Raw genomic sequence first — 17,227 nt, 5'->3', positions numbered from 1 at the left:
ACGGGTGCACTCTGGACAAGGGTCGTGCGCCTGTCATCTCGAATCATGTCCTGAAATGCGATTAGCGATCGCCGCATTCACGCGTTTATCTCAGGGCCTTAACAATACGTTCATGCGGCGATCACGATTGGGCAACGGAGGGATTTTCAGAACTCGAGCGGCCGATTGTCGATGAGCCTCGTCGTCCCCACGGTGGCGGCGATGAGGAGGAGGGCTGAGCCACGGAACTGCTCGCGCACCGGCTGCAGGGTCGCCGCCTCGACGAGGGCGAGGTAGTGGACGTCGAGGTCGCCGTCGAGTGCCGCGCGGGCGGCTGCGAGGACGTCCTCGGGCAGTCCCCCGTCGGTCAGCGCGGATTCGCCCGCGTCGAGGGCGCGCGGGATCGCCAGCGCCGCGAGCCGCTCGCCCGGGGTGAGATAGTCGTTGCGGCTCGAGACGGCCAGACCGTCCCGGTCGCGGACGACCGGGAGTCCGATGAGCTCGATGTCGAAGTCGAGGTCGGTGATGAGGCGCCGGACGAGGGAGAACTGCTGGATGTCCTTGAGCCCGAAGACCGCGACGTGGGGGCGGGTGAGATGGAAGAGCTTCGTCACGACGGTGAGCACCCCGTCGAAGTGGCCGGGGCGGTCCGCGCCCTCGAAGATCGCTCCCATCCGCCCGGAGGACACGGTGACCTCCGGCGCCGCGGGGTACATCTCGATGAGTGCGGGGGCGAAGACGAACTCGGCCCCGGCATCCTCGCACATCGCGAGATCGGCCTCGATCGGCCGCGGATACCGGGTGAAGTCCTCCCCCGGACCGAACTGGAGCGGATTGACGAAGAGGCTGACGACGAGGTGGTCGGCCGACTCCCGGGCCCGATCCATGAGCGCCCGGTGCCCCGAGTGCAGCGCCCCCATCGTCGGCACCAGCGCGACGGTCCCCGACTGCCGTGCCCGCCACGCCCGCAGCGCTTCGATCCCGCCGATCTCCATCACTCGAAGCTCCTCTCCGGTTCGGGGAACTCCCCAGCCCCCACCTCGGCGACATAGGTCCGCACGGCATCGCCGAGGACCGTGCGCAGGTCGGCGTAGCGCTTGACGAACCGCGGGGACCGACCCGGCCGCAGACCGGCCATGTCCTGCCACACGAGGACCTGGGCATCGCAGTCGGCCCCGGCGCCGATCCCGACCGTCGGAATCTCCAGCTCCGCGGTGACCTGGGCGGCGAGCGGGGCCGGGACCATCTCCATGACCACGGAGAACGCCCCCGCCGAGGCGACGGCGCGGGCATCGGCGAGCAGCGCCTCTGCCGCATCTCCGCGGCCCTGGACCCGGTACCCGCCGAGGTTGTGCTCGGACTGCGGGGTGAAGCCGATGTGCGCCATGACCGGGATCCCCGCCGAGGTGATCGCCCTGATCCGGGAGGCGACGTGGGCGCCGCCTTCGAGTTTGACCGCGTGGACCTCGGCCTCCTTCATGAACCGGACCGCAGTCGCAACGGCCTGTTCGTCGGAGATCTCGTAGCTGCCGAAGGGCAGGTCGGCGACGACGAGGACGCGGGAGGTCGCCTTCGCCACCGCGCGGGCGAGCGGGATGAGCTCGTCGACGGTGACCGGCAGAGTCGTGGCATGGCCGTAGACGTTGTTCGCCGCCGAATCGCCGACGAGCAGCGCCTCGACGCCGGATTCCTCGAAGAGCGCGGCCGTGTACTGGTCGTAGCTGGTGAGCATCGCCCAGCGCCGGCCCTCGGCCTTCGCGCGGAGGAGATCGAGGGTGCGGACCCGCCGAGGCGGTCTCGACTCCCCGGCTGCCGTCGGGCTGGACGACCCGTCTCCCCCAGGGGACGCGGCCCCGGCCGCTCCGGGCCCGTAGACGGGCGTCGTCTCGTCTGACTCGGTGGTGCCTGCCGCATCGGGCATGGGAATCCTCAAGTGGTTGGTGGTCTGGGTATGTGCGCCCGTCCTGCCCCGCGGCCTCGCACCGGAGCTGCTCCTCGTCCGAGCGCAGGGACTCCGCGCTCTCGCACGGGAGTCCCCCGGTTCCTGCGCGCGCCTTCCGATCGAGCATGATCGGCGGTCGCCGCGCGGGGTATGCGGGCTGGTCGGGACGGCGCCGGCTCGGATCGCGAGCCTGTCACCAGCGTAGAACATCCGCACTGCGCGTGGAGGGCGGCACCGCGATGCCGGGTGGCCGAGTTGTACTTTACGGACGACCGTGATTAAGCTCAAATGTGCGTAAAAATGCGCCGAGCAGCAAAGGACGACGATGACCACGACAGCTTCGATCGAGCTCACCCTCAAGGACATCTCCGCCGGAAGGACATCGGGGTCGATGTGCTCCTCCTCCCTCGTCGACGCCCCGTGGGACGTCGATGCCTCCCCGGGCTACGGTCCGGGCGCCTCGCTCGCCGACCCGATCCCGGCCGCCGCCCCGCGCCAGGGCGAGATCCCGCAGGAGTACCGTGACGCCTCGGCGGGTGAGCTGCGCGAGCGGATCATCGCCGCGAAGGCCGCGCTCGGCGACCGCGTCGTCGTCCTCGGCCACCACTACCAGCGGGTCGAGGTCGTCGAGCACGCCGACTACATCGGGGACTCGTTCATGCTCGCCAAGGCCGCCCAGAACCATCCCGACGCCGAGGCGATCATCTTCTGCGGCGTCCACTTCATGGCCGAGACCGCCGACCTCCTCTCGACCCCTGAGCAGTCCGTCATCCTCCCCAACCTCGCCGCCGGCTGCTCGATGGCCGACATGGCGACGATCGACCAGGTCGAGGACTGCTGGGAGCAGCTGGCCGAACTCTGGGGCACCGAGCCCGACGAGACCGGGAAGGTGCCCGTCGTCCCCGTCACCTACATGAACTCCTCGGCCGCGATCAAGGGATTCTGCGGCCGCAACGGCGGCATCGTGTGCACCTCGTCCAACGCCGAGGTGGTCCTCGAGTGGGCATTCGAACGCGGGCACCGGGTCCTCTTCTTCCCCGACCAGCACCTCGGCCGCAACACCGCGATCGACATGGGCATCGACCCCGAGGCGATGCCGCTGTGGAATCCGCGCCGACCGCTGGGCAACAACACCGCCGAGGTGCTCGAGGACTCCCGCGTCATCCTCTGGCAGGGCTTCTGCTCCGTCCACAAGCGCTTCACCCCTGCCCAGATCGCCGCCGCCCGGGAAGCCGATCCGGACGTCCGCGTCGTCGTCCACCCCGAATGCCCGCGCGAGACCGTCGCCGCCGCCGACGAATCGGGGTCGACGGCCTACATCACGAAGGCGATCAGCGAGGCGAGCGAGCCGACGAACTTCGCGATCGGCACCGAGATCAACCTCGTCCAGCGACTCGCCGCCGAGCACCCGCAGCACACGATCACCTGCCTCGACCCCGTCGTGTGCCCGTGCTCGACGATGTACCGCATCCACCCCGGCTACATCGCCTGGGTCCTCGAATCCCTGCTCGACGGCTCGATCGTCAACCAGGTCACCGTCGACGCCGAGGTGGCCGACCCCGCCCGGATCGCGCTCGACCGGATGCTCGCCGCGAAGCCGAGGATCTGAGGATGAGCCGCGTCATCGTCGTCGGGACCGGCATCGCGGGCCTGACCACGGCCCTGCGCCTGGCCGGGACCCACGAGGTGACCGTCGTGACGAAGAGCCGCCTCGGCGAGTCGAACACAGCGCTCGCCCAGGGCGGGATCGCCGGCGTCCTCACCGCAGATGACACCGTCGGCTCCCACATCGACGACACCCTCACCGCGGGCGCCGGGCTCTGCGACGCCGAGGCCGTGCGCGTCCTCTGCACCGAGGGTCCGGACAGGATCCTCGACCTCGCCGAGGCGGGGGTCGTCTTCGACCGGAACCGTGCCGACGCGAGCGCCGATCCTCTCGACCCCGCAGGCTGGGCGCGCGGGATCGAGGGCGCGCACTCGGCGCCCCGGATCTATCACTCCGGTGGGGATGCGACGGGGCGGGCCATCGTCGATGCGCTCGTCTCCCGCCTCCTCGCCGAGGCGACGGCAGGCACCGTCGATCTGCGCACGGAGACCCTGCTCGTCGACCTCGTCGTCGACGGTGGGACCGTGACCGGGGTGAGCGTGCTCGGCTGCGGGGGCGTGCCCGAGGTCATCCCCGCCGAGGCGGTCGTGCTCGCCACCGGTGGCGCCGGGCAGGTCTTCGCCCACACGACGAACCCGCTGGGCGCGACCGGGGACGGGCTGGCCGCGGCGATCCGCGCAGGCACCGCGGTCCGCGACCTCGAGTTCGTCCAGTTCCACCCCACGGCCCTCGTCGGGTCGGGCTTCCTCATCTCCGAAGCCGTCCGCGGAGCCGGGGCCTTGTTGCTTGACGCGCACGGTCAACGGTTCATGCCGGACATCGACCCCCGCGCCGAACTCGCCCCGCGCAACGTCGTGGCATTGGCCCTGCGCCGCACAATGGCGGAGCAGAACGGACTGCCGTGTCACCTCGACGCCCGGGCAGTCCCCGACGTGGCCGCGCGCTTTCCGAGCATCGCCGCGACCCTCGCCGCGCAGGGCCTCTCTCTCGCCGACGACCTCATCCCCGTCACCCCGGCCGCACACTACGTCATGGGCGGGGTGGCCACCGACCTCGACGGCAGGACTTCTCTGCCCGGTCTCTTCGCCGTCGGCGAGGTCGCGTGCACCGGCGTCCACGGGGCGAACCGGCTGGCGTCGAACTCGCTGCTCGAAGGTGCGGTCTTCGGGGCACGGGCGGCTGAGTCGATCACGGCAGATCGCCGGCGTACACGATCGCTCGGTTCGCGATCGGCTGCCGCACCCCCGCGCCCCGCACCGGCCCTGCCGCATCCTGCCCCGCTCTCCCGCGCGGAACTCCAGGCTCTCACCTGGGAACATCTCGGTCTCGAACGCACCGAGGAGGGTCTGATGGTGCTCTTCGACCGCCTCGGCGAGGACACTGACGACCGCCTCGGCGAATCCCACGGGATCGGACGCGCCGCCGACGGCACGGGCGTTCACGGCTTCCCGGTCGATCACCTCGGCGAGGGCGACCACGTCCAGGCGATCGAAACGGCGAATCTCGCGCTCATCGCCCGGGCCATGGCCGTTGCCGCGCTCGCCCGCACGGAGAGCGTCGGAGCTCACGTCCGCACGGACGTGGATGCGCGGCGAACTGCGGCATCATGGTCGGGGGCCGGGCATCCCGTGCTCGACCGCAACCACGAGGAGGCAGCCTCATGCTGACGACGACCACGATCGATGCCGCCCTGCGCCAGGCGCTGGACGAGGACGCCCCGTGGGGTGACATCACCGGCGAGGTCTTCGTGCCGGCGGATGCGCAGGCGACCGCGGAGCTGCGCGCCCGGGAGGACGGGGTGCTCGCAGGCGGCGAGGTCTTCGCGCGTGCCTTCACTCTCACCGAACCCGCCGTCGCGGTCGAGGTGCTCGCCGGCGACGGTGAGCGGTTCAGTGCGGGCCAGGTGCTCGCCACCGTCTCGGGGCCGGCCCGCGGGGTGCTGCGGGCGGAGCGGATCGCGCTCAACTTCACTCAGCGGATGAGCGGGATCGCGACCCTGACCCGGGCTTTCGTCGACGCGGTCGACGGGCGGACGCGGATCGCCGACACCCGGAAGACGACTCCGGGTCTGCGTGCGTTCGAGAAGCACGCGGTCGTGTGCGGGGGTGGGAGCAGTCACCGGTTCGGGCTCTCGGATGCGGTCATGGTCAAGGACAACCACCTCGGCGTGCTCACCGGGGCAGGCGGTGATGTCACTGCCGCCTTGCTGGCGGCGCGGGAGAGGCTCGGGCACACGACGATGATCGAGGTCGAGGTCGACCGGCTCGAGCAGATCCCTGCGGTCCTCGACGGCGGGGCCGACATCATCATGCTCGACAACTTCTCCCTGCCCGACCTGCGGCGCGGGGTCGCGCTCATCGGGGACCGGGCGATCATCGAGGCGAGCGGCAACGTCAGCCTTGAGACCGTCACCGAGATCGCCGACACCGGCGTCGATGTCATCTCCTCCGGGGCGCTCACCCACAGCGTCCGGGCGATCGACCTCGGACTCGATCTCGTGCTGTCCGAGGCGACCGAGCGGTCGCACCCGGCAGGCGGCGCGGTCACGGCTGTCGGTGAACACGTTCACCAGGGCGGTGCCGACGCGTCAGGCGATGCTCATGGCGACACCGCTGCGGCAGAGATCCGACCGGCGGCGGACTGAAATGGGCCCGCTCTACCTCGACACCGCATCCGCGGCACCCGTGCGTCGGGAGGCACTCGAAGCGGCCTGGCCGTACCTGAGCGGGGCGTTCGGGAACCCGTCGAGCCGCCACGAATTCGGGCGCGTGTCCGCGGAGGCGCTCGAGGATGCGCGGGCCCGGGTGGCGCGGGTGCTCGGGATGCGGAGCACGGACATCGTCTTCACCGGCGGCGGCACGGAGGCGGCGAACCTCGCGGTCATCGGAATGGCGCTCGGCGGGCTTCCCGACGCCACCGCCTCGGCGGGGACGGATTCCGGACGCCGGCACCTCGTCACCTCTTCGCTCGAGCATGAGGCGGTGCTCGCCTCGGCGGACTTCCTTGTCCGACGCCACGGGTTCGATATCGCGTATGTCGACGTCGATCCCGACGGAACGGTCACCCCGGAGGCCCTGCGGGCGGTCCTGCGGGAGGACACCGCGGTCGTCAGCCTCGGCTACGCGAACAACGAGATCGGCACAGTCGCCGACATCGCGGCACTGAGCGAGGTCGCCCATGCCGCCGGCGCGCACGTCCACACCGATGCCGTGCAGGCCGCGGGATGGCTGCCGCTGGCGGGCCTCGGCGTCGACGCGATCACGCTGGCCGGGCACAAGGTCGGTGCGCCGAAGGGCATCGGAGTCGCGGCGATCCGCGCCCGCATCCCTATCGAGCCGATCATCCACGGCGGCGGTCAGGAGTCGGGCCGGCGGTCGGGCACGGAGAACGTCGCCCTCGCCGTCGCGTTCGCCACCGCGCTTGAGCTCGCGGAGTCCGAACGCGCCGAGGCGGCCGCCCGGGTGGCCGGCATCCGTGACGACTTCATCGCCGAGGTGCTCCGGTCCGTCGACGGGGCACTCCTCACCGGCAGTGCTGAGTCGCGGACCCCCAACCACGCGTCGTTCTGCTTCTCCCGCACGAGCGGGGAGGCCGTGCTCCTCGAACTCGAACGCCTCGGGGTCACGGCCTCGAGCGGTTCGGCGTGCGCGGTCGGCTCCGATGAGCCCTCGCATGTGTTGCTGGCCCTCGGCATCGACGCCGAGGTCGCGAAGACGAGTGTGCGCTTCACGTTCCCGTCTGCGATCACCGCCGAGCAGGGCTCGGCTGCTGCAGCGGCGGTCGTCGAGGCGGCGAACCGGCTCAGCCTCGCGTATTCGTAGGCCTCAGCCCGTTCGGGTCGCGCCAGCCCTGCCGCCTCGCCCTCACTGCGACGCGAAGAGGCCACTGATGTGCGATTGGCCCCTTTCCACAGCGCCACTTCGGAGAGACACTGGAATCCAGGGTTCCACTGCGGCTGCGAGGGGGTTTCGTCATGGATCTGCTGATCATCACCATCATCGGTGCCGGCTTTGCGGCGATCGTCTTCGCCCTCGGGCGCCTCACGTGTCCGCGGCACGACCGTGTCCCCCTGTCCCAGGTCGATCGCGTCATCCTCTGGACGACACTGTGCCGGGGCTGGATGGTTCTCGGACAGTTCGCCCCGCTGACCATGATCGTCGATGACCGCCGCGAGGGCCGCGCTTAGCGGAGGTCACCGGGCACCCACTGCTCTGACCTGCCTTGTTAGTGTGAAGAGGTGACTTCGCCACGAGACAGGGGGCAGCGGCCGGGATTCTCGGCGTTCGTTTTCGCCCTCGTCGGCATCGCGATCTTTGCGGCTCTGTCCCTGTGGTTCGCGGTGACCGCCCCGGAGACCGTTCCCAGCCACTTCGACGCGTCCGGTCGTGCCGACGACTGGTCGTCAAAGTGGTCCGTCCTCGTCCTCCTCGTCCCGCTCGGCCTGGGGATCTCCGTGCTGCTGTCGATTCGGGGAATCTGGACGCGTATGCCACTGGCGTCCATCAATGCTCCGCACAAGGAGTACTGGTTCGAGCGCAGCGATGAGAGCTACTTCTACGACTGCCTCATGGAGTTCATGCGCATCAATGCCGGGGCCCTCGCCCTGCTGTTCTCGACGATTCTCATCTCGATGTTCACTGTGGCCGCCGGGCCCGACAACAGCGGTCCGGTTCCTCTGCTCATTCCCACGGCAGGGTTCCTCATCGTTGTGGGCGCCTCGGTGTGGCTGCTCTTCCGGCGTCTGCAACCGCAGAGCTGACTGCGCAGTGTCGGCGCTCACCGCACAGGTTCGGCCGCGGGCACCGCGAAGACGCCCGCGTCCCAGTCCTGCAACGCGTGCGCCGAGGCCCAGAAGTGGAGTTCGTAGACGCACGCGCGTTCGAACGCGGCCCGCATCCGCGCCGCCTCATCGGCTGGCGCCCGGTCGAGTTCGCGTTCGAGGATCTCGACGGCCTTCCGCGTCGACTCGTCGAACTCCGGGGCGTCGTAGGTCTTCACCCACGTCCGATACGGGTGGTTCTCGTCCATCTCTCCGGCGCGCTCGATGAGCACCTTGCCCATGTGCGCGTAAACCCAGAAGCAGGGCAGCACTCCCGCGACGCCCTCACCGTAGGACCGGGTCGCGGCCGTGGCGACGAGGAACGAGACGTATCCGAGCGTCGTCGGCGACGGACCCACCCGGTCCTCGGCCTCGAGCTGGGAGTGCGCCTGCCCGAGGCGGGCATCGGAGAGCAGTTGGGCGTGCATCTCCTCCTCGACGGTGATCGCCTCCGCCGCCGAGGTGGACCAGAACCGGGACTCGTCCCGGTCCGTCGTCTTCCCGGCGAGGAAGGACATCGCCTTCGCATATCCGCTGAGGTAGATGCTGTCCTGAGTGATGTAGTTCGTGAACGCAAGAGGATCGAGGCTGCCCTCGGCGAGCTGGCTGAGGAACGGCAGCGCCTCGATCGCCTCGATGATCGGGCGGACGTGGTCCCAGAGTTCGGTGGTCTGCGGGCCGGCGGCGAAGGTCGTCGTCATACGTGTCTCCTTGGGTCGAATCGTCGTCGATCGGGTCGGGTCCGGGGCGCCGCGGTGCTGCGATGGTGAAGCGCTCCGGGTACGGTGCTCGGGCGGGGTCAGCGGCGGACGATGTCGACCTGATGGTCGACCGGTCCGTGGGCGCCCGCGGGGTCGAGGCTGACCTTCCAGTCCGCCGCCGAGGCGAGCGCCCGGGCAAGGAAGTCGAGTCCCCGTTCGACTGCCTGCCGCATGTCCTCAGAGGCCAGCGTCTTCCCGCCGTTGGCCCGCCGGAGGACGGCCGCCTCGGCGGTGATCGCAGCCGAGAGCGTGCACCCGGTCCCGTGCGTGTTCGGGGTCGCGATCCGAGGGTGGGCGAACTCGGTGACCTCCCCGTCGGCGGTGACGAGGATGTCGGCGACCTCGCCGTCGGCGGCGTGCCCGCCCTTGAGGAGGACGGTGCGCGTGCCGCGCGCGACGAGCTCCCTGGCCTGGTCGCGCATCTGCTCAGGGGTCGTCGCCTCGGGCACGTCGTCGCCGAGGAGGAGGGCCGCCTCGGGGAGGTTCGGTGTGATGAGGTCGGCGGCCGGGAGCAGGCGCGTGCGCACGGCGTCGACGGCATCGACCTCGAGGAGGCGGTGTCCGGAGGTCGCGACCATGACGGGGTCGACGGTGAAGAACCCGAAGTCGGAGGTCGCTGCCCGGTCGACGACGAGGTCGACGAGCGACCGGGATCCGAGCATGCCCGTCTTCGTCGCGTCGACGGGCATGTCATTCAGCACGCTGTCGAGCTCATCGGTGACGAAGTCCTCGTCGATCGGGTAGACGCGGGACACCCCGTGGGTGTTCTGCGCGACGAGGGCGGTGATCGCCGTCGTCCCGAGCACGCCGAGGGCGGTGAACGTCTTGAGGTCGGCGTGGATTCCCGCCCCGCCGCTCGGGTCGGTGCCGGCGATCGACAGCGCGATCGGTGGTCGCTCGCTCATGCCTGTTCCCCGTCCTTTCGGGTGCCGTCGCCGAAGGCGTCGAGGAGGTCCGCGGCCGCCTGCTCGGGATCCTCGGCGCGGCAGATCGCGGAGACGACGCAGATGCCGACGAGTCCTCGTCCCCGCAGTTCGTGCGCGCGCTCGGCGTCGATGCCGCCGATCGCGACCGCGGGGATCCCCGCCGAGGCGGTGAGTTCGCCAAGGCGGTCGGGACCGATCCCGGCCGGGGCGTCGGTCTTCGTCGTCGTGTCGAAGACCGGTCCGATGCCGACAAGGTCGACGCCGCCGGTCTCCTGGGCCGTGGCGAACTCCTCGGGTTCGGCGGCGGAGAGGCCGACGAGGGGGCCGTCGCCGAGGAGGTCGCGCACCTCGGCGACGGGGGTGTCGGTCTGGCCGACGTGGATGTGGACGTCGCTGCCCTCGTCGAGGAGGCGGCGGGCGACGGCGACCCGGTCGTTGAGGAAGACGGGAACGCGGCGGTCGGTCCCGGCGATCGCCTCGGTGACGGCGGCGATGACCTCACGGGTGAGGACGAGGAATTCGGTGTCGTCGATGTCCTTGTCGCGGACCTGGACGACACCGACTCCCCCGGTCACGGCCGCGCGCACGGTCTCGGCGACGGTTCGTCCCGCCTCCGCGCACTGCGCGGTATCGGTGACGAGGTAGAGGCGGGTGTCGATGCCCGCGAGCCGATCGCCGCTCATACTGTGGTCACCTCGACCCGGGCGCGGCCGATCCGGTCGTCGTCGGTGGTGAAGAGCGCGTCGAGGAAGTGCACCGAGTAGGTGCCCGGTCCGAGCGCCCCGGTGGCGGCGGCCTCTCCGGCGTCGGCGAAGTGGGCGTGGGCGGCGACGACTGCGGTGAAGCGCTCGAACGCGGCCGATCCTGCCGGGCCCGCCTGCGAACTCGTCCCCGCCGGCGGGACGGCGGCGAGGTAGGCGGCGGTCACGGCGCCGAGTGAGCAGCCGGTGCCGATGACGAGCGGCATGAATGAGTGTCCCCCGTCGACGCGGGCGATGTGGTCGGCCCCGTCGATGTGGGCGACGATGGCGTCCCGGGCACCGGAGACGGCGACGATGGCGCCGGTCGTGCGGGCGAGCTCGGCGGCGGCCGGGAGCACGGCGTCGACCTCGTCGGTGGACTCGACCCCGCGCCCGCCCGCTCCGGCTCCGGCCAGTGCCGCGATCTCCGAGGCGTTGCCGCGGATCGCGGTCGGGTGGGCGGCCGCGGCGCGGCGGATCCGGGTGGTGCGGTGGTCGGCGGCGCCGATGCTCACGGGGTCGAGCACCCAGGGTTTGGCATCCTCGGTGACGGCGTCGACGGCGGCGTCGGCGGCGAGGAACTGCTGGTCCGTCGCGGTGCCGAAGTTGACGAGCAGACCGCCGGCGAGGTGGGCGAACTGCGCGGCATCGGCGTCGTGGTCGAGCATCGCCGGTGACGCCCCGACGGCGAGGAGCACGTTCGCGCTGAACTGCTGCACGACCGTGTTCGTGATGCATTGGATGAGCGGGTTCGACGCGCGCAGCCGCGCATGCGCCGACGACAGGTCGATGTCGGTCATGACGATCCCTTCGCTAGCATGGCCCAGATCAGGTTCGATGGGTGTTCTCTCAGCCCTGCGCGAGTCGCACCGGGCACCCCATGTCATTTGCCCCCGACTGTATCACCGGCGCCGAGGCGGGAGCGAGGTCAGGGTCGCGCGCGGGCGGCGTGAATCCGTCCGACGGGTCGAAAAGTGACTCAACTCCGCCCCTGCGACCGCTATCCGGTGTCCGCTTTCCAACGACTGCAGTGAGCCGACGACCTCCGCCGCCAACGCCGAACCGCACCCGTCGAAGAGCGCGGTGCCGCAGGTGACGGCCGCCGCGATCTCATCGATCAGACGTCACCAGGAAGGTGCTCTTTCGAAAATACCCCACTCCGTATTCACCATCGACGATTGTCGGCGTCGGGGCCCCTGGAAGTGTGACCAAGCGAAAGAACAGCTTCATTCTCGACAATGGTTTCGGTGCCGACAATAACGACTGTGTGACCACCTTCCTTGTCATAACAGAAGATCGATAGCAGGTAAACACAAGATCACAATTCGACAACACGGATCGGCGCGCACTTCCGGAGTTGTCGCCTACCTGCTCGCCCGAGGGGCGGCTCAGATGATCGCTGCACCGCATCTTTCAATTTGTTCACATCTGTTGCTCGTCGAACTTCGTTTTCGTAGCGTTCCGAGCAGTTGCCTACCCAGGACAACGAAGTGAATTCAGACACGAGAGGAAAGAATGTCGACGACACAGTTTGCCCCACAGAGTGCCTGCGGATCCGGTAAAGAATCAGTCCGCCAGCGATAGGAACTGCGATGGCTCGCTTGGGGGAGTTATGAGATTTTCATCGCCCACTAAGTGGATCATCGCACTTCTGTTCCTGGCGGTCAGTGCGCAGGCGCTGTCCTTCGTTCCCAGGCTCCACGATGCGGCGGCGATCCTCTGGGGAGTGTCCTTCGCACTACTGATCGGCGCGCTGGCCCTGGCCATCGCACGAATGCGCAGCCGACACAGCAAGCAACGCTGAACATTCGTTACAGGAGATGCAACACTTCCTGCCCGACGGGCCCGATGAGTCACTTTTCGCCCGATCGATCTGGTCTTGAACCGACTGATCGGGCGAAAAGTGACTCAGTTCGGCCTCAGCGACTGACCCAGCCGCCTACCGGCGGCCGTCGGACCTCTGTCGCCTACCCCCCGTCGCCTACCCTCTGCCGACGTAGCGCTGGCCGCGGCGGCTGATCGCGTCGATGACGACGGCGGTGAGGAGGACGAGCGCGGTGATGATCTGCTGCGCATCGGAGTTGAAGCCGATGAGGTAGAGGCCGTTGTTGATCGCTCCGACGACGAGCGCCCCGAGTACCGCCGCCCAGGCCGAACCGCGCCCGCCGAAGAGCGAGGTGCCGCCGATGACGGCCGCCGCGATGGCGTTGAGGAGGTCCTGCGTGCCCACGAGCGTCGATCCCGCGTTCGTCGTCACCCCGGCCTTGACGAAGCCGAAGAGCGCGGCGAGGACGCCGGCGGTCATGAACACGCTGATCCGCACCCAGGTCACCCGGATGCCGGCGCGTCGGGCGGCCTCGACCTTGCCGCCGACGGCGTAGATCGATCGACCGTACTTCGTCTTCCGCAGGACGAGGTCGATGACAATGGCGATGACAAGCATGAGGAAGAACGGCATCGCCAGCCCGAAGTCCTGGTTGACGAGGATGAGGAATCCGAAGACGACCGCGGTGAGGAGGACGATGCGGATGATCACCGATGTCCAGCTCGCGCTGTCGAGTCCGGCATTGTGTCGGCGCAGCTTCGAGTGGATGATCCCGGCGGCGAAGCCGAGCACCGCGACCGCGCCGAAGACGTAGGCCCACATCGCGGGGAAGTAGTAGCTCGCGAAGTCGAAGGCGAACGTGTCGGCCATCGAGAGGTTCTTCTGCGTGCCCAGCGTAGTCAGGGTCAGGCCGGTGAAGGCGAGGAGGCCGGCGAGGGTGACGACGAAGGCGGGGATGCCGACGACGGCGAAGAACCAGCCCTGGATCGCTCCGACGACGAGGCCGAGGAGGAGCATGATCGTCAGGGCGATGAGCGGGGGCACACCCTGCCTGACGACGAGGACACCGAGCACGGAGGCGCAGAGACCGCCGAGCTGGGCGAGCGAGAGGTCGATCTCGCCGAGGAGGAGGATGAGGTTGATCCCGAGGGCGAGGATCGCGAGGTAGGCGACCTGCGTGGAGAGGTTGACGAGGTTGGCAGGGGAGATGAAGTTGCTGTTCGCCGACTGGAAGACGATGACGATGATGACGAGGGCGAGGATGACCGGGAACGAGCCGAGCTGTCCCTCCTTGATCCGCCGGACGAAGGTGCGGACGAACCCCTCCTGCGAGATCCGTTCGTCAGTGATGAACGAGTTGCGGGTCATCGGCGCTCACCCCTGCGTGCCGCCCGCTGGGTGACGACGTTGTCGTTGGCTCCCGTGATGGCGGCGATGAGGACGTCGGTACGCTCATCACCGGGGAAGTCGCCGGCGTCCTTGCCCAGGCGCAGGACGTGGACGCGGTCACACACGGCTTGGACGTCGGCCATGTTGTGGCTGACGAGGAGGACGCCGAGGTCGCGGTCGCGGAGGCGTTCGATGAGGTTGAGCACCTCGGCGGTCTGGGCGACTCCGAGGGCCGCGGTCGGCTCGTCGAGCATGACGATCGACGGTTCGCCGAGGAGGGACCTAGCGATCGCGACTGTCTGGCGCTGACCACCGGAGAGAGCGGCGATGGGCACCCGGACGCTGGGGATCTTCGCCGAGAGGCTGCGCAGCAGCTCCCACGACTTCGCCTCCATGGCGACTTCGTCGAGGACGCCTGCGCGAGTGTCCTCGTGGCCGAGGAAGAGGTTCGCCACCACGTCGAGGTTCTCGCACAGGGAGAGGTCCTGGAACACCGTGGCGACCCCCGCCTTCTGCGCGTCCTTGGGTGAGGAGAACCTCTGCGGGCGGCCGTCCATGAGGAGCTCGCCGTCGTCGGCGCCATGGACGCCGGCGATGATCTTGATGAGCGTCGACTTGCCGGCACCATTGTCGCCGACGAGCCCGACGACTTCGCCGCGGCCGATGGTGAGATTGATGTCGGTCAGTGCCTGGACGGCACCGAAGCGCTTGGATATTCCGCGCAGTTCGAGCACGGGCTGTGTGGTCGCCGACGCCCGCCCGAAGGCGGGCGTCGGCTCGTTCGTCTGTGAAGTCATCGGCGTGCGCTCAGCGTCCCCTACTCGATTCCGGCATCGGCGCAGAGCTTCTCATCGATGCCCGAGCAGATGTCCGAGGCCTTGATCTGGTCGCCGACGATGTCCTTGATCGTGTCCTTCGTGACGACCTTGGCTTCGACGAAGTCCGTCGGAGTGTCCTTGTACGTCGTCGCAGCCTTCGGCTCCTCGCCGTTGGCGAGCGCGACCGCGGCCTTCGCCGCGTACTCGGCCTGCGGCGGGATGGACTTGTAGATCGTCGCGTACTGCTCGCCCTTGAGGATGTTCTGCAGGCCGTCGACTTCGGCGTCCTGGCCGGTGACGACGGGTTCCTGCTTCGCCTTCGTCGTTGCGGCGAGCACCCCACCGGCCGTGCCGTCGTTGGCCGCGTAGATCGCGATCGGCTTCTCTCCTCCGCCTTGCAGCTGGCCTTCGACCCACTGCCGGGCGTCATCGGGGTTCCAGTCGAGGGTGTCGTGACTGGCGGCGATGTCGACGCCGGCGGCCTTGAGGGTCTCCTCGGCACCGGCCTTGAAGTCGGCGGCGTTGGGGTCCTTCGGGTCGCCGTTGACCATCCACACCGGCCCGGACTTCGGGTCGACGCCCTTGGCCTTGAGCCCGTCGAGGAGGGCCTGACCCTGAAGGTTGCCGATCTTCTTGTTGTCGAACGAGGTGTAGTAGTCGGCTCCGTCGAAGAAGCGGTCGTAGGAGACGACGGGGATCTGCTTCGCTTCGGCCTTCGCCAGGGACGACGCGACCGCCGAGGCGTCGACCGGGTCGAGGACGATGACGTCGACTCCTTCGGTCACCGCAGCCTCGAACTGCTGCTGCTGTTGGGAGGCGTCCTGGTTGGCGTTGCGGTATTCGACCGTCGCATCCGGGTTCGCTTCGGCGACGTACTTCTCGAAGTTCGGCTTGTCGAGCGACTCGTAGCGGGTGGTCTTCGACTCGGGCAGGAGAAGGGCAATGGTGACGTCACCGTCGGAGCCGGTACCGGATCCGGCCTCGTCGTTGCCCTGGCCCTTCTGGTTGCCGCAGCCGCTGAGGGCGAGCGCGGAGATCGCGACGGCGGCACCGAGGACGGTGAGCCGGCGGTGGGCGCGCCTCGGCGATGCTGATTCGCGGGTGTGGGAACTGCGCATTCTCGAAACCTTTCCTCATTCTGACAACGTTGTCAGGCTGGTAGTCATATTTCGCTCACCGATGAGGTTTGTCAACTGTCCGCGCTGAATTCCCTCCGAGGATCCGACAGCCGCCTGCTCAGCGTGCTGCGACCTGGCGCGGTGACTCCTCACCGCTGCCGCGACGGATGAGGCGGACCGGGGTGAGGCCGTTCGCCGAGGTGAGGAGGGGTATCGACCCTGTTCCGGAGCTGCGACGGTGGTCGCCCGTGAGGACCCGCACTGCCTCGGCGGACATCGCGTCGACATCCGGGTCGACGACGGTGACGTCGAGGAGGTCTGCTCCGGGGAAGTCGTCGATGCCGACGACCGCGGGCCATTGGTCGAGTCGCCGGCTCGCGTCGATCGCCCCCATCGTCACCGTCGCAGAAAGCGTGATGAGCGCGGTCGGGGCGGCCCGGGACCCGAGCAGGGCGGCGACGACGTTCTTCGCGCTCGACTGGTCGTGGGCACCCGTCTCGAGGTAGGCCCGCCAGCCGATGTCCCCGCGACCGGCGAGGACCTCGCGGATGCCTGCGAACCTCCGCGCCTGCGATTCGATCAGGGATCGGTCGCCGATGACGCCGATGCTGATGTGGCCGTGACGGACGAGCTGTTCGGCGGCTCGGCGGCCTGCGGCGACGTCGTCGGCGGCGATCGTGGTGATTCCGGGTCCGGCGACGGCGGGATCGAGGGAGACGACCCCGACTTCTCCTGGTTTCGCCGAGGCGGCCTGCCCTGGGACTCGGGCGTAGAGGTCCGCGGACTCCGGCTGCGAGCACACGACGCAGATCCCCGACATGTCCCCGCCGAGGCAGTCGTCGACGAAGCTGCGCTCGATGTCCGGGTCTCCCCCGGTCACGGTGACGACGGGACGCAGCCCGCGGTCGGCGAGGTCGTGTTCGAGGCGGGCGAGGATGCGCACTTGGAGGGGGTCGCCCATGTCGGAGAGCACGACTCCGATGTAGGGCGAGCGACTGCCCTCCCGCAACCGGCGCGCGGCCGAGTTGAGCCGAAATCCGAGCTCCTCCGCAGCCGACTCGACCTTGGCGGCGGTGGTGCTGGCGACGTGCTTCTCCCCGTTGAGCACGCGGGAGGCCGTCTTGATGCTCACTCCGGCGCGCTCGGCGACCGTGGCCAGCGTCGGCCGGTCGTGCTGCTTGACCATGTGTGCGCCTTCAGGACAGTCCGGAGCATCGGCCCCGGCAGCCGCCTCGGAGCAGGCGACCGTGGGATCGATGATAGCCGGAGGCCGGGAATTCCACCCAGCAGCGGGCAGCCTGCGG

At 69.1% G+C, this 17,227-nt stretch carries 17 protein-coding genes and 1 riboswitch; of the genes, 7 read left to right on the top strand and 10 right to left on the bottom strand.

What is annotated here, in order from left to right; translation table 11 throughout:
* Positions 1 to 146 precede the first annotated feature (146 nt).
* Together panC and panB are read right to left on the bottom strand one after the other, a co-directional pair.
* The gene (gene panC / locus BC102111_RS13825) at positions 147 to 974 is read right to left on the bottom strand and encodes a pantoate--beta-alanine ligase (RefSeq protein WP_009376180.1); all 828 of its coding nucleotides are present in this window, start codon (positions 972 to 974) and stop codon (positions 147 to 149) included.
* Positions 974 to 1,900 carry a 3-methyl-2-oxobutanoate hydroxymethyltransferase gene (panB, locus tag BC102111_RS13820; RefSeq protein WP_101624637.1) on the bottom strand — a complete coding sequence of 309 codons (927 nt, stop codon included), beginning with the start codon at positions 1,898 to 1,900 and terminating at the stop codon, positions 974 to 976. The genes panC and panB overlap by 1 nt, the downstream gene beginning before the upstream one ends.
* Before the next feature lie 346 nt (positions 1,901 to 2,246).
* Between panB and nadA the strand changes: the two genes are divergently transcribed.
* The 6 genes from nadA to BC102111_RS13790 all read left to right on the top strand — a co-directional run bounded on the left by nadA (position 2,247) and on the right by BC102111_RS13790 (position 8,286).
* On the top strand, positions 2,247 to 3,530 hold the full coding sequence (gene nadA / locus BC102111_RS13815) for a quinolinate synthase NadA (protein WP_101624636.1): 1,284 nt from the start codon (positions 2,247 to 2,249) through the stop codon (positions 3,528 to 3,530).
* Positions 3,531 to 3,532: 2 nt separating this feature from the next.
* On the top strand, positions 3,533 to 5,194 hold the full coding sequence (gene nadB / locus BC102111_RS13810) for an L-aspartate oxidase (protein WP_101624635.1): 1,662 nt from the start codon (positions 3,533 to 3,535) through the stop codon (positions 5,192 to 5,194).
* The gene (gene nadC, locus BC102111_RS13805; RefSeq protein ID WP_101624634.1) at positions 5,188 to 6,171 is read left to right on the top strand and encodes a carboxylating nicotinate-nucleotide diphosphorylase; all 984 of its coding nucleotides are present in this window, start codon (positions 5,188 to 5,190) and stop codon (positions 6,169 to 6,171) included. Before nadB ends, nadC begins: the two co-directional genes overlap by 7 nt.
* 1 nt (position 6,172) lies before the next feature.
* The gene (locus BC102111_RS13800) at positions 6,173 to 7,348 is read left to right on the top strand and encodes a cysteine desulfurase family protein (protein ID WP_101624633.1); all 1,176 of its coding nucleotides are present in this window, start codon (positions 6,173 to 6,175) and stop codon (positions 7,346 to 7,348) included.
* Positions 7,349 to 7,500: 152 nt separating this feature from the next.
* Positions 7,501 to 7,713, top strand: a complete 213-nt coding sequence (locus BC102111_RS13795; RefSeq protein WP_095376416.1) for a hypothetical protein — start codon at positions 7,501 to 7,503, stop codon at positions 7,711 to 7,713.
* A gap of 51 nt (positions 7,714 to 7,764) precedes the next feature.
* Positions 7,765 to 8,286 carry a DUF1648 domain-containing protein gene (locus BC102111_RS13790; RefSeq protein WP_101624632.1) on the top strand — a complete coding sequence of 174 codons (522 nt, stop codon included), beginning with the start codon at positions 7,765 to 7,767 and terminating at the stop codon, positions 8,284 to 8,286.
* Positions 8,287 to 8,303: 17 nt separating this feature from the next.
* On the opposite strand, the gene BC102111_RS13785 is transcribed toward BC102111_RS13790, so the two are convergent.
* From BC102111_RS13785 to thiM, 4 genes are all read right to left on the bottom strand, one after another.
* The gene (locus BC102111_RS13785) at positions 8,304 to 9,047 is read right to left on the bottom strand and encodes a TenA family protein (protein WP_101624631.1); all 744 of its coding nucleotides are present in this window, start codon (positions 9,045 to 9,047) and stop codon (positions 8,304 to 8,306) included.
* 98 nt (positions 9,048 to 9,145) lie between these two features.
* A complete protein-coding gene (thiD, locus tag BC102111_RS13780) occupies positions 9,146 to 10,012 on the bottom strand; it encodes a bifunctional hydroxymethylpyrimidine kinase/phosphomethylpyrimidine kinase (RefSeq protein WP_101624630.1) in 867 nt (288 codons plus the stop codon).
* Positions 10,009 to 10,716: a thiamine phosphate synthase gene (gene thiE, locus BC102111_RS13775; protein ID WP_063249374.1), complete on the bottom strand. Its 708-nt coding sequence runs from the start codon at positions 10,714 to 10,716 to the stop codon at positions 10,009 to 10,011. Before thiE ends, thiD begins: the two co-directional genes overlap by 4 nt.
* The gene (thiM, locus tag BC102111_RS13770) at positions 10,713 to 11,573 is read right to left on the bottom strand and encodes a hydroxyethylthiazole kinase (RefSeq protein ID WP_101624629.1); all 861 of its coding nucleotides are present in this window, start codon (positions 11,571 to 11,573) and stop codon (positions 10,713 to 10,715) included. The genes thiE and thiM overlap by 4 nt, the downstream gene beginning before the upstream one ends.
* Positions 11,561 to 11,664: riboswitch (TPP riboswitch) on the bottom strand. It overlaps the preceding gene by 13 nt.
* A gap of 721 nt (positions 11,665 to 12,385) precedes the next feature.
* Between thiM and BC102111_RS13765 the strand changes: the two genes are divergently transcribed.
* A complete protein-coding gene (locus tag BC102111_RS13765; RefSeq protein WP_101624628.1) occupies positions 12,386 to 12,577 on the top strand; it encodes a hypothetical protein in 192 nt (63 codons plus the stop codon).
* A 177-nt stretch (positions 12,578 to 12,754) separates the two neighbouring features.
* Here the strand turns inward: BC102111_RS13765 and BC102111_RS13760 are convergent, their stop codons facing one another.
* From BC102111_RS13760 to BC102111_RS13745, 4 genes are all read right to left on the bottom strand, one after another.
* A complete protein-coding gene (locus BC102111_RS13760) occupies positions 12,755 to 13,966 on the bottom strand; it encodes a sugar ABC transporter permease (protein WP_101624627.1) in 1,212 nt (403 codons plus the stop codon).
* Positions 13,963 to 14,784 carry an ATP-binding cassette domain-containing protein gene (locus tag BC102111_RS13755; RefSeq protein WP_063249377.1) on the bottom strand — a complete coding sequence of 274 codons (822 nt, stop codon included), beginning with the start codon at positions 14,782 to 14,784 and terminating at the stop codon, positions 13,963 to 13,965. The genes BC102111_RS13760 and BC102111_RS13755 overlap by 4 nt, the downstream gene beginning before the upstream one ends.
* Before the next feature lie 20 nt (positions 14,785 to 14,804).
* Positions 14,805 to 15,923 carry a substrate-binding domain-containing protein gene (locus tag BC102111_RS13750; RefSeq protein WP_009376209.1) on the bottom strand — a complete coding sequence of 373 codons (1,119 nt, stop codon included), beginning with the start codon at positions 15,921 to 15,923 and terminating at the stop codon, positions 14,805 to 14,807.
* A 118-nt stretch (positions 15,924 to 16,041) separates the two neighbouring features.
* Positions 16,042 to 17,109 (bottom strand): LacI family DNA-binding transcriptional regulator, encoded by a 1,068-nt coding sequence (locus BC102111_RS13745; protein WP_101624626.1) that lies wholly within the window; start codon positions 17,107 to 17,109, stop codon positions 16,042 to 16,044.
* Positions 17,110 to 17,227 lie beyond the last annotated feature (118 nt).

Origin of the sequence: Brevibacterium casei CIP 102111 (assembly GCF_900169275.1) — a bacterium.
GTDB classification, from domain to species: domain Bacteria; phylum Actinomycetota; class Actinomycetes; order Actinomycetales; family Brevibacteriaceae; genus Brevibacterium; species Brevibacterium casei.
Note: the sequence above shows the minus strand (reverse complement) of the source record. Positions and strands in the feature narration are given on the sequence as shown.

Bases quoted from the DNA above. Each gene is read 5' to 3' on its own strand.
- panC (WP_009376180.1), bottom strand. From the start codon at position 974: ATGGAGATCGGCGGGATCGAAGCGCTGCGGGCGTGGCGGGCACGGCAG.
- BC102111_RS13765 (WP_101624628.1), top strand. From the start codon at position 12,386: ATGAGATTTTCATCGCCCACTAAGTGGATCATCGCACTTCTGTTCCTG.
- nadA (WP_101624636.1), top strand. From the start codon at position 2,247: ATGACCACGACAGCTTCGATCGAGCTCACCCTCAAGGACATCTCCGCC.
- panB (WP_101624637.1), bottom strand. From the start codon at position 1,900: ATGCCCGATGCGGCAGGCACCACCGAGTCAGACGAGACGACGCCCGTC.
- thiE (WP_063249374.1), bottom strand. From the start codon at position 10,716: ATGAGCGGCGATCGGCTCGCGGGCATCGACACCCGCCTCTACCTCGTC.
- BC102111_RS13760 (WP_101624627.1), bottom strand. From the start codon at position 13,966: ATGACCCGCAACTCGTTCATCACTGACGAACGGATCTCGCAGGAGGGG.
- BC102111_RS13785 (WP_101624631.1), bottom strand. From the start codon at position 9,047: ATGACGACGACCTTCGCCGCCGGCCCGCAGACCACCGAACTCTGGGAC.
- BC102111_RS13750 (WP_009376209.1), bottom strand. From the start codon at position 15,923: ATGCGCAGTTCCCACACCCGCGAATCAGCATCGCCGAGGCGCGCCCAC.
- thiD (WP_101624630.1), bottom strand. From the start codon at position 10,012: ATGAGCGAGCGACCACCGATCGCGCTGTCGATCGCCGGCACCGACCCG.
- nadC (WP_101624634.1), top strand. From the start codon at position 5,188: ATGCTGACGACGACCACGATCGATGCCGCCCTGCGCCAGGCGCTGGAC.
- BC102111_RS13795 (WP_095376416.1), top strand. From the start codon at position 7,501: ATGGATCTGCTGATCATCACCATCATCGGTGCCGGCTTTGCGGCGATC.
- BC102111_RS13745 (WP_101624626.1), bottom strand. From the start codon at position 17,109: ATGGTCAAGCAGCACGACCGGCCGACGCTGGCCACGGTCGCCGAGCGC.
- thiM (WP_101624629.1), bottom strand. From the start codon at position 11,573: ATGACCGACATCGACCTGTCGTCGGCGCATGCGCGGCTGCGCGCGTCG.
- nadB (WP_101624635.1), top strand. From the start codon at position 3,533: ATGAGCCGCGTCATCGTCGTCGGGACCGGCATCGCGGGCCTGACCACG.
- BC102111_RS13800 (WP_101624633.1), top strand. From the start codon at position 6,173: ATGGGCCCGCTCTACCTCGACACCGCATCCGCGGCACCCGTGCGTCGG.
- BC102111_RS13755 (WP_063249377.1), bottom strand. From the start codon at position 14,784: ATGACTTCACAGACGAACGAGCCGACGCCCGCCTTCGGGCGGGCGTCG.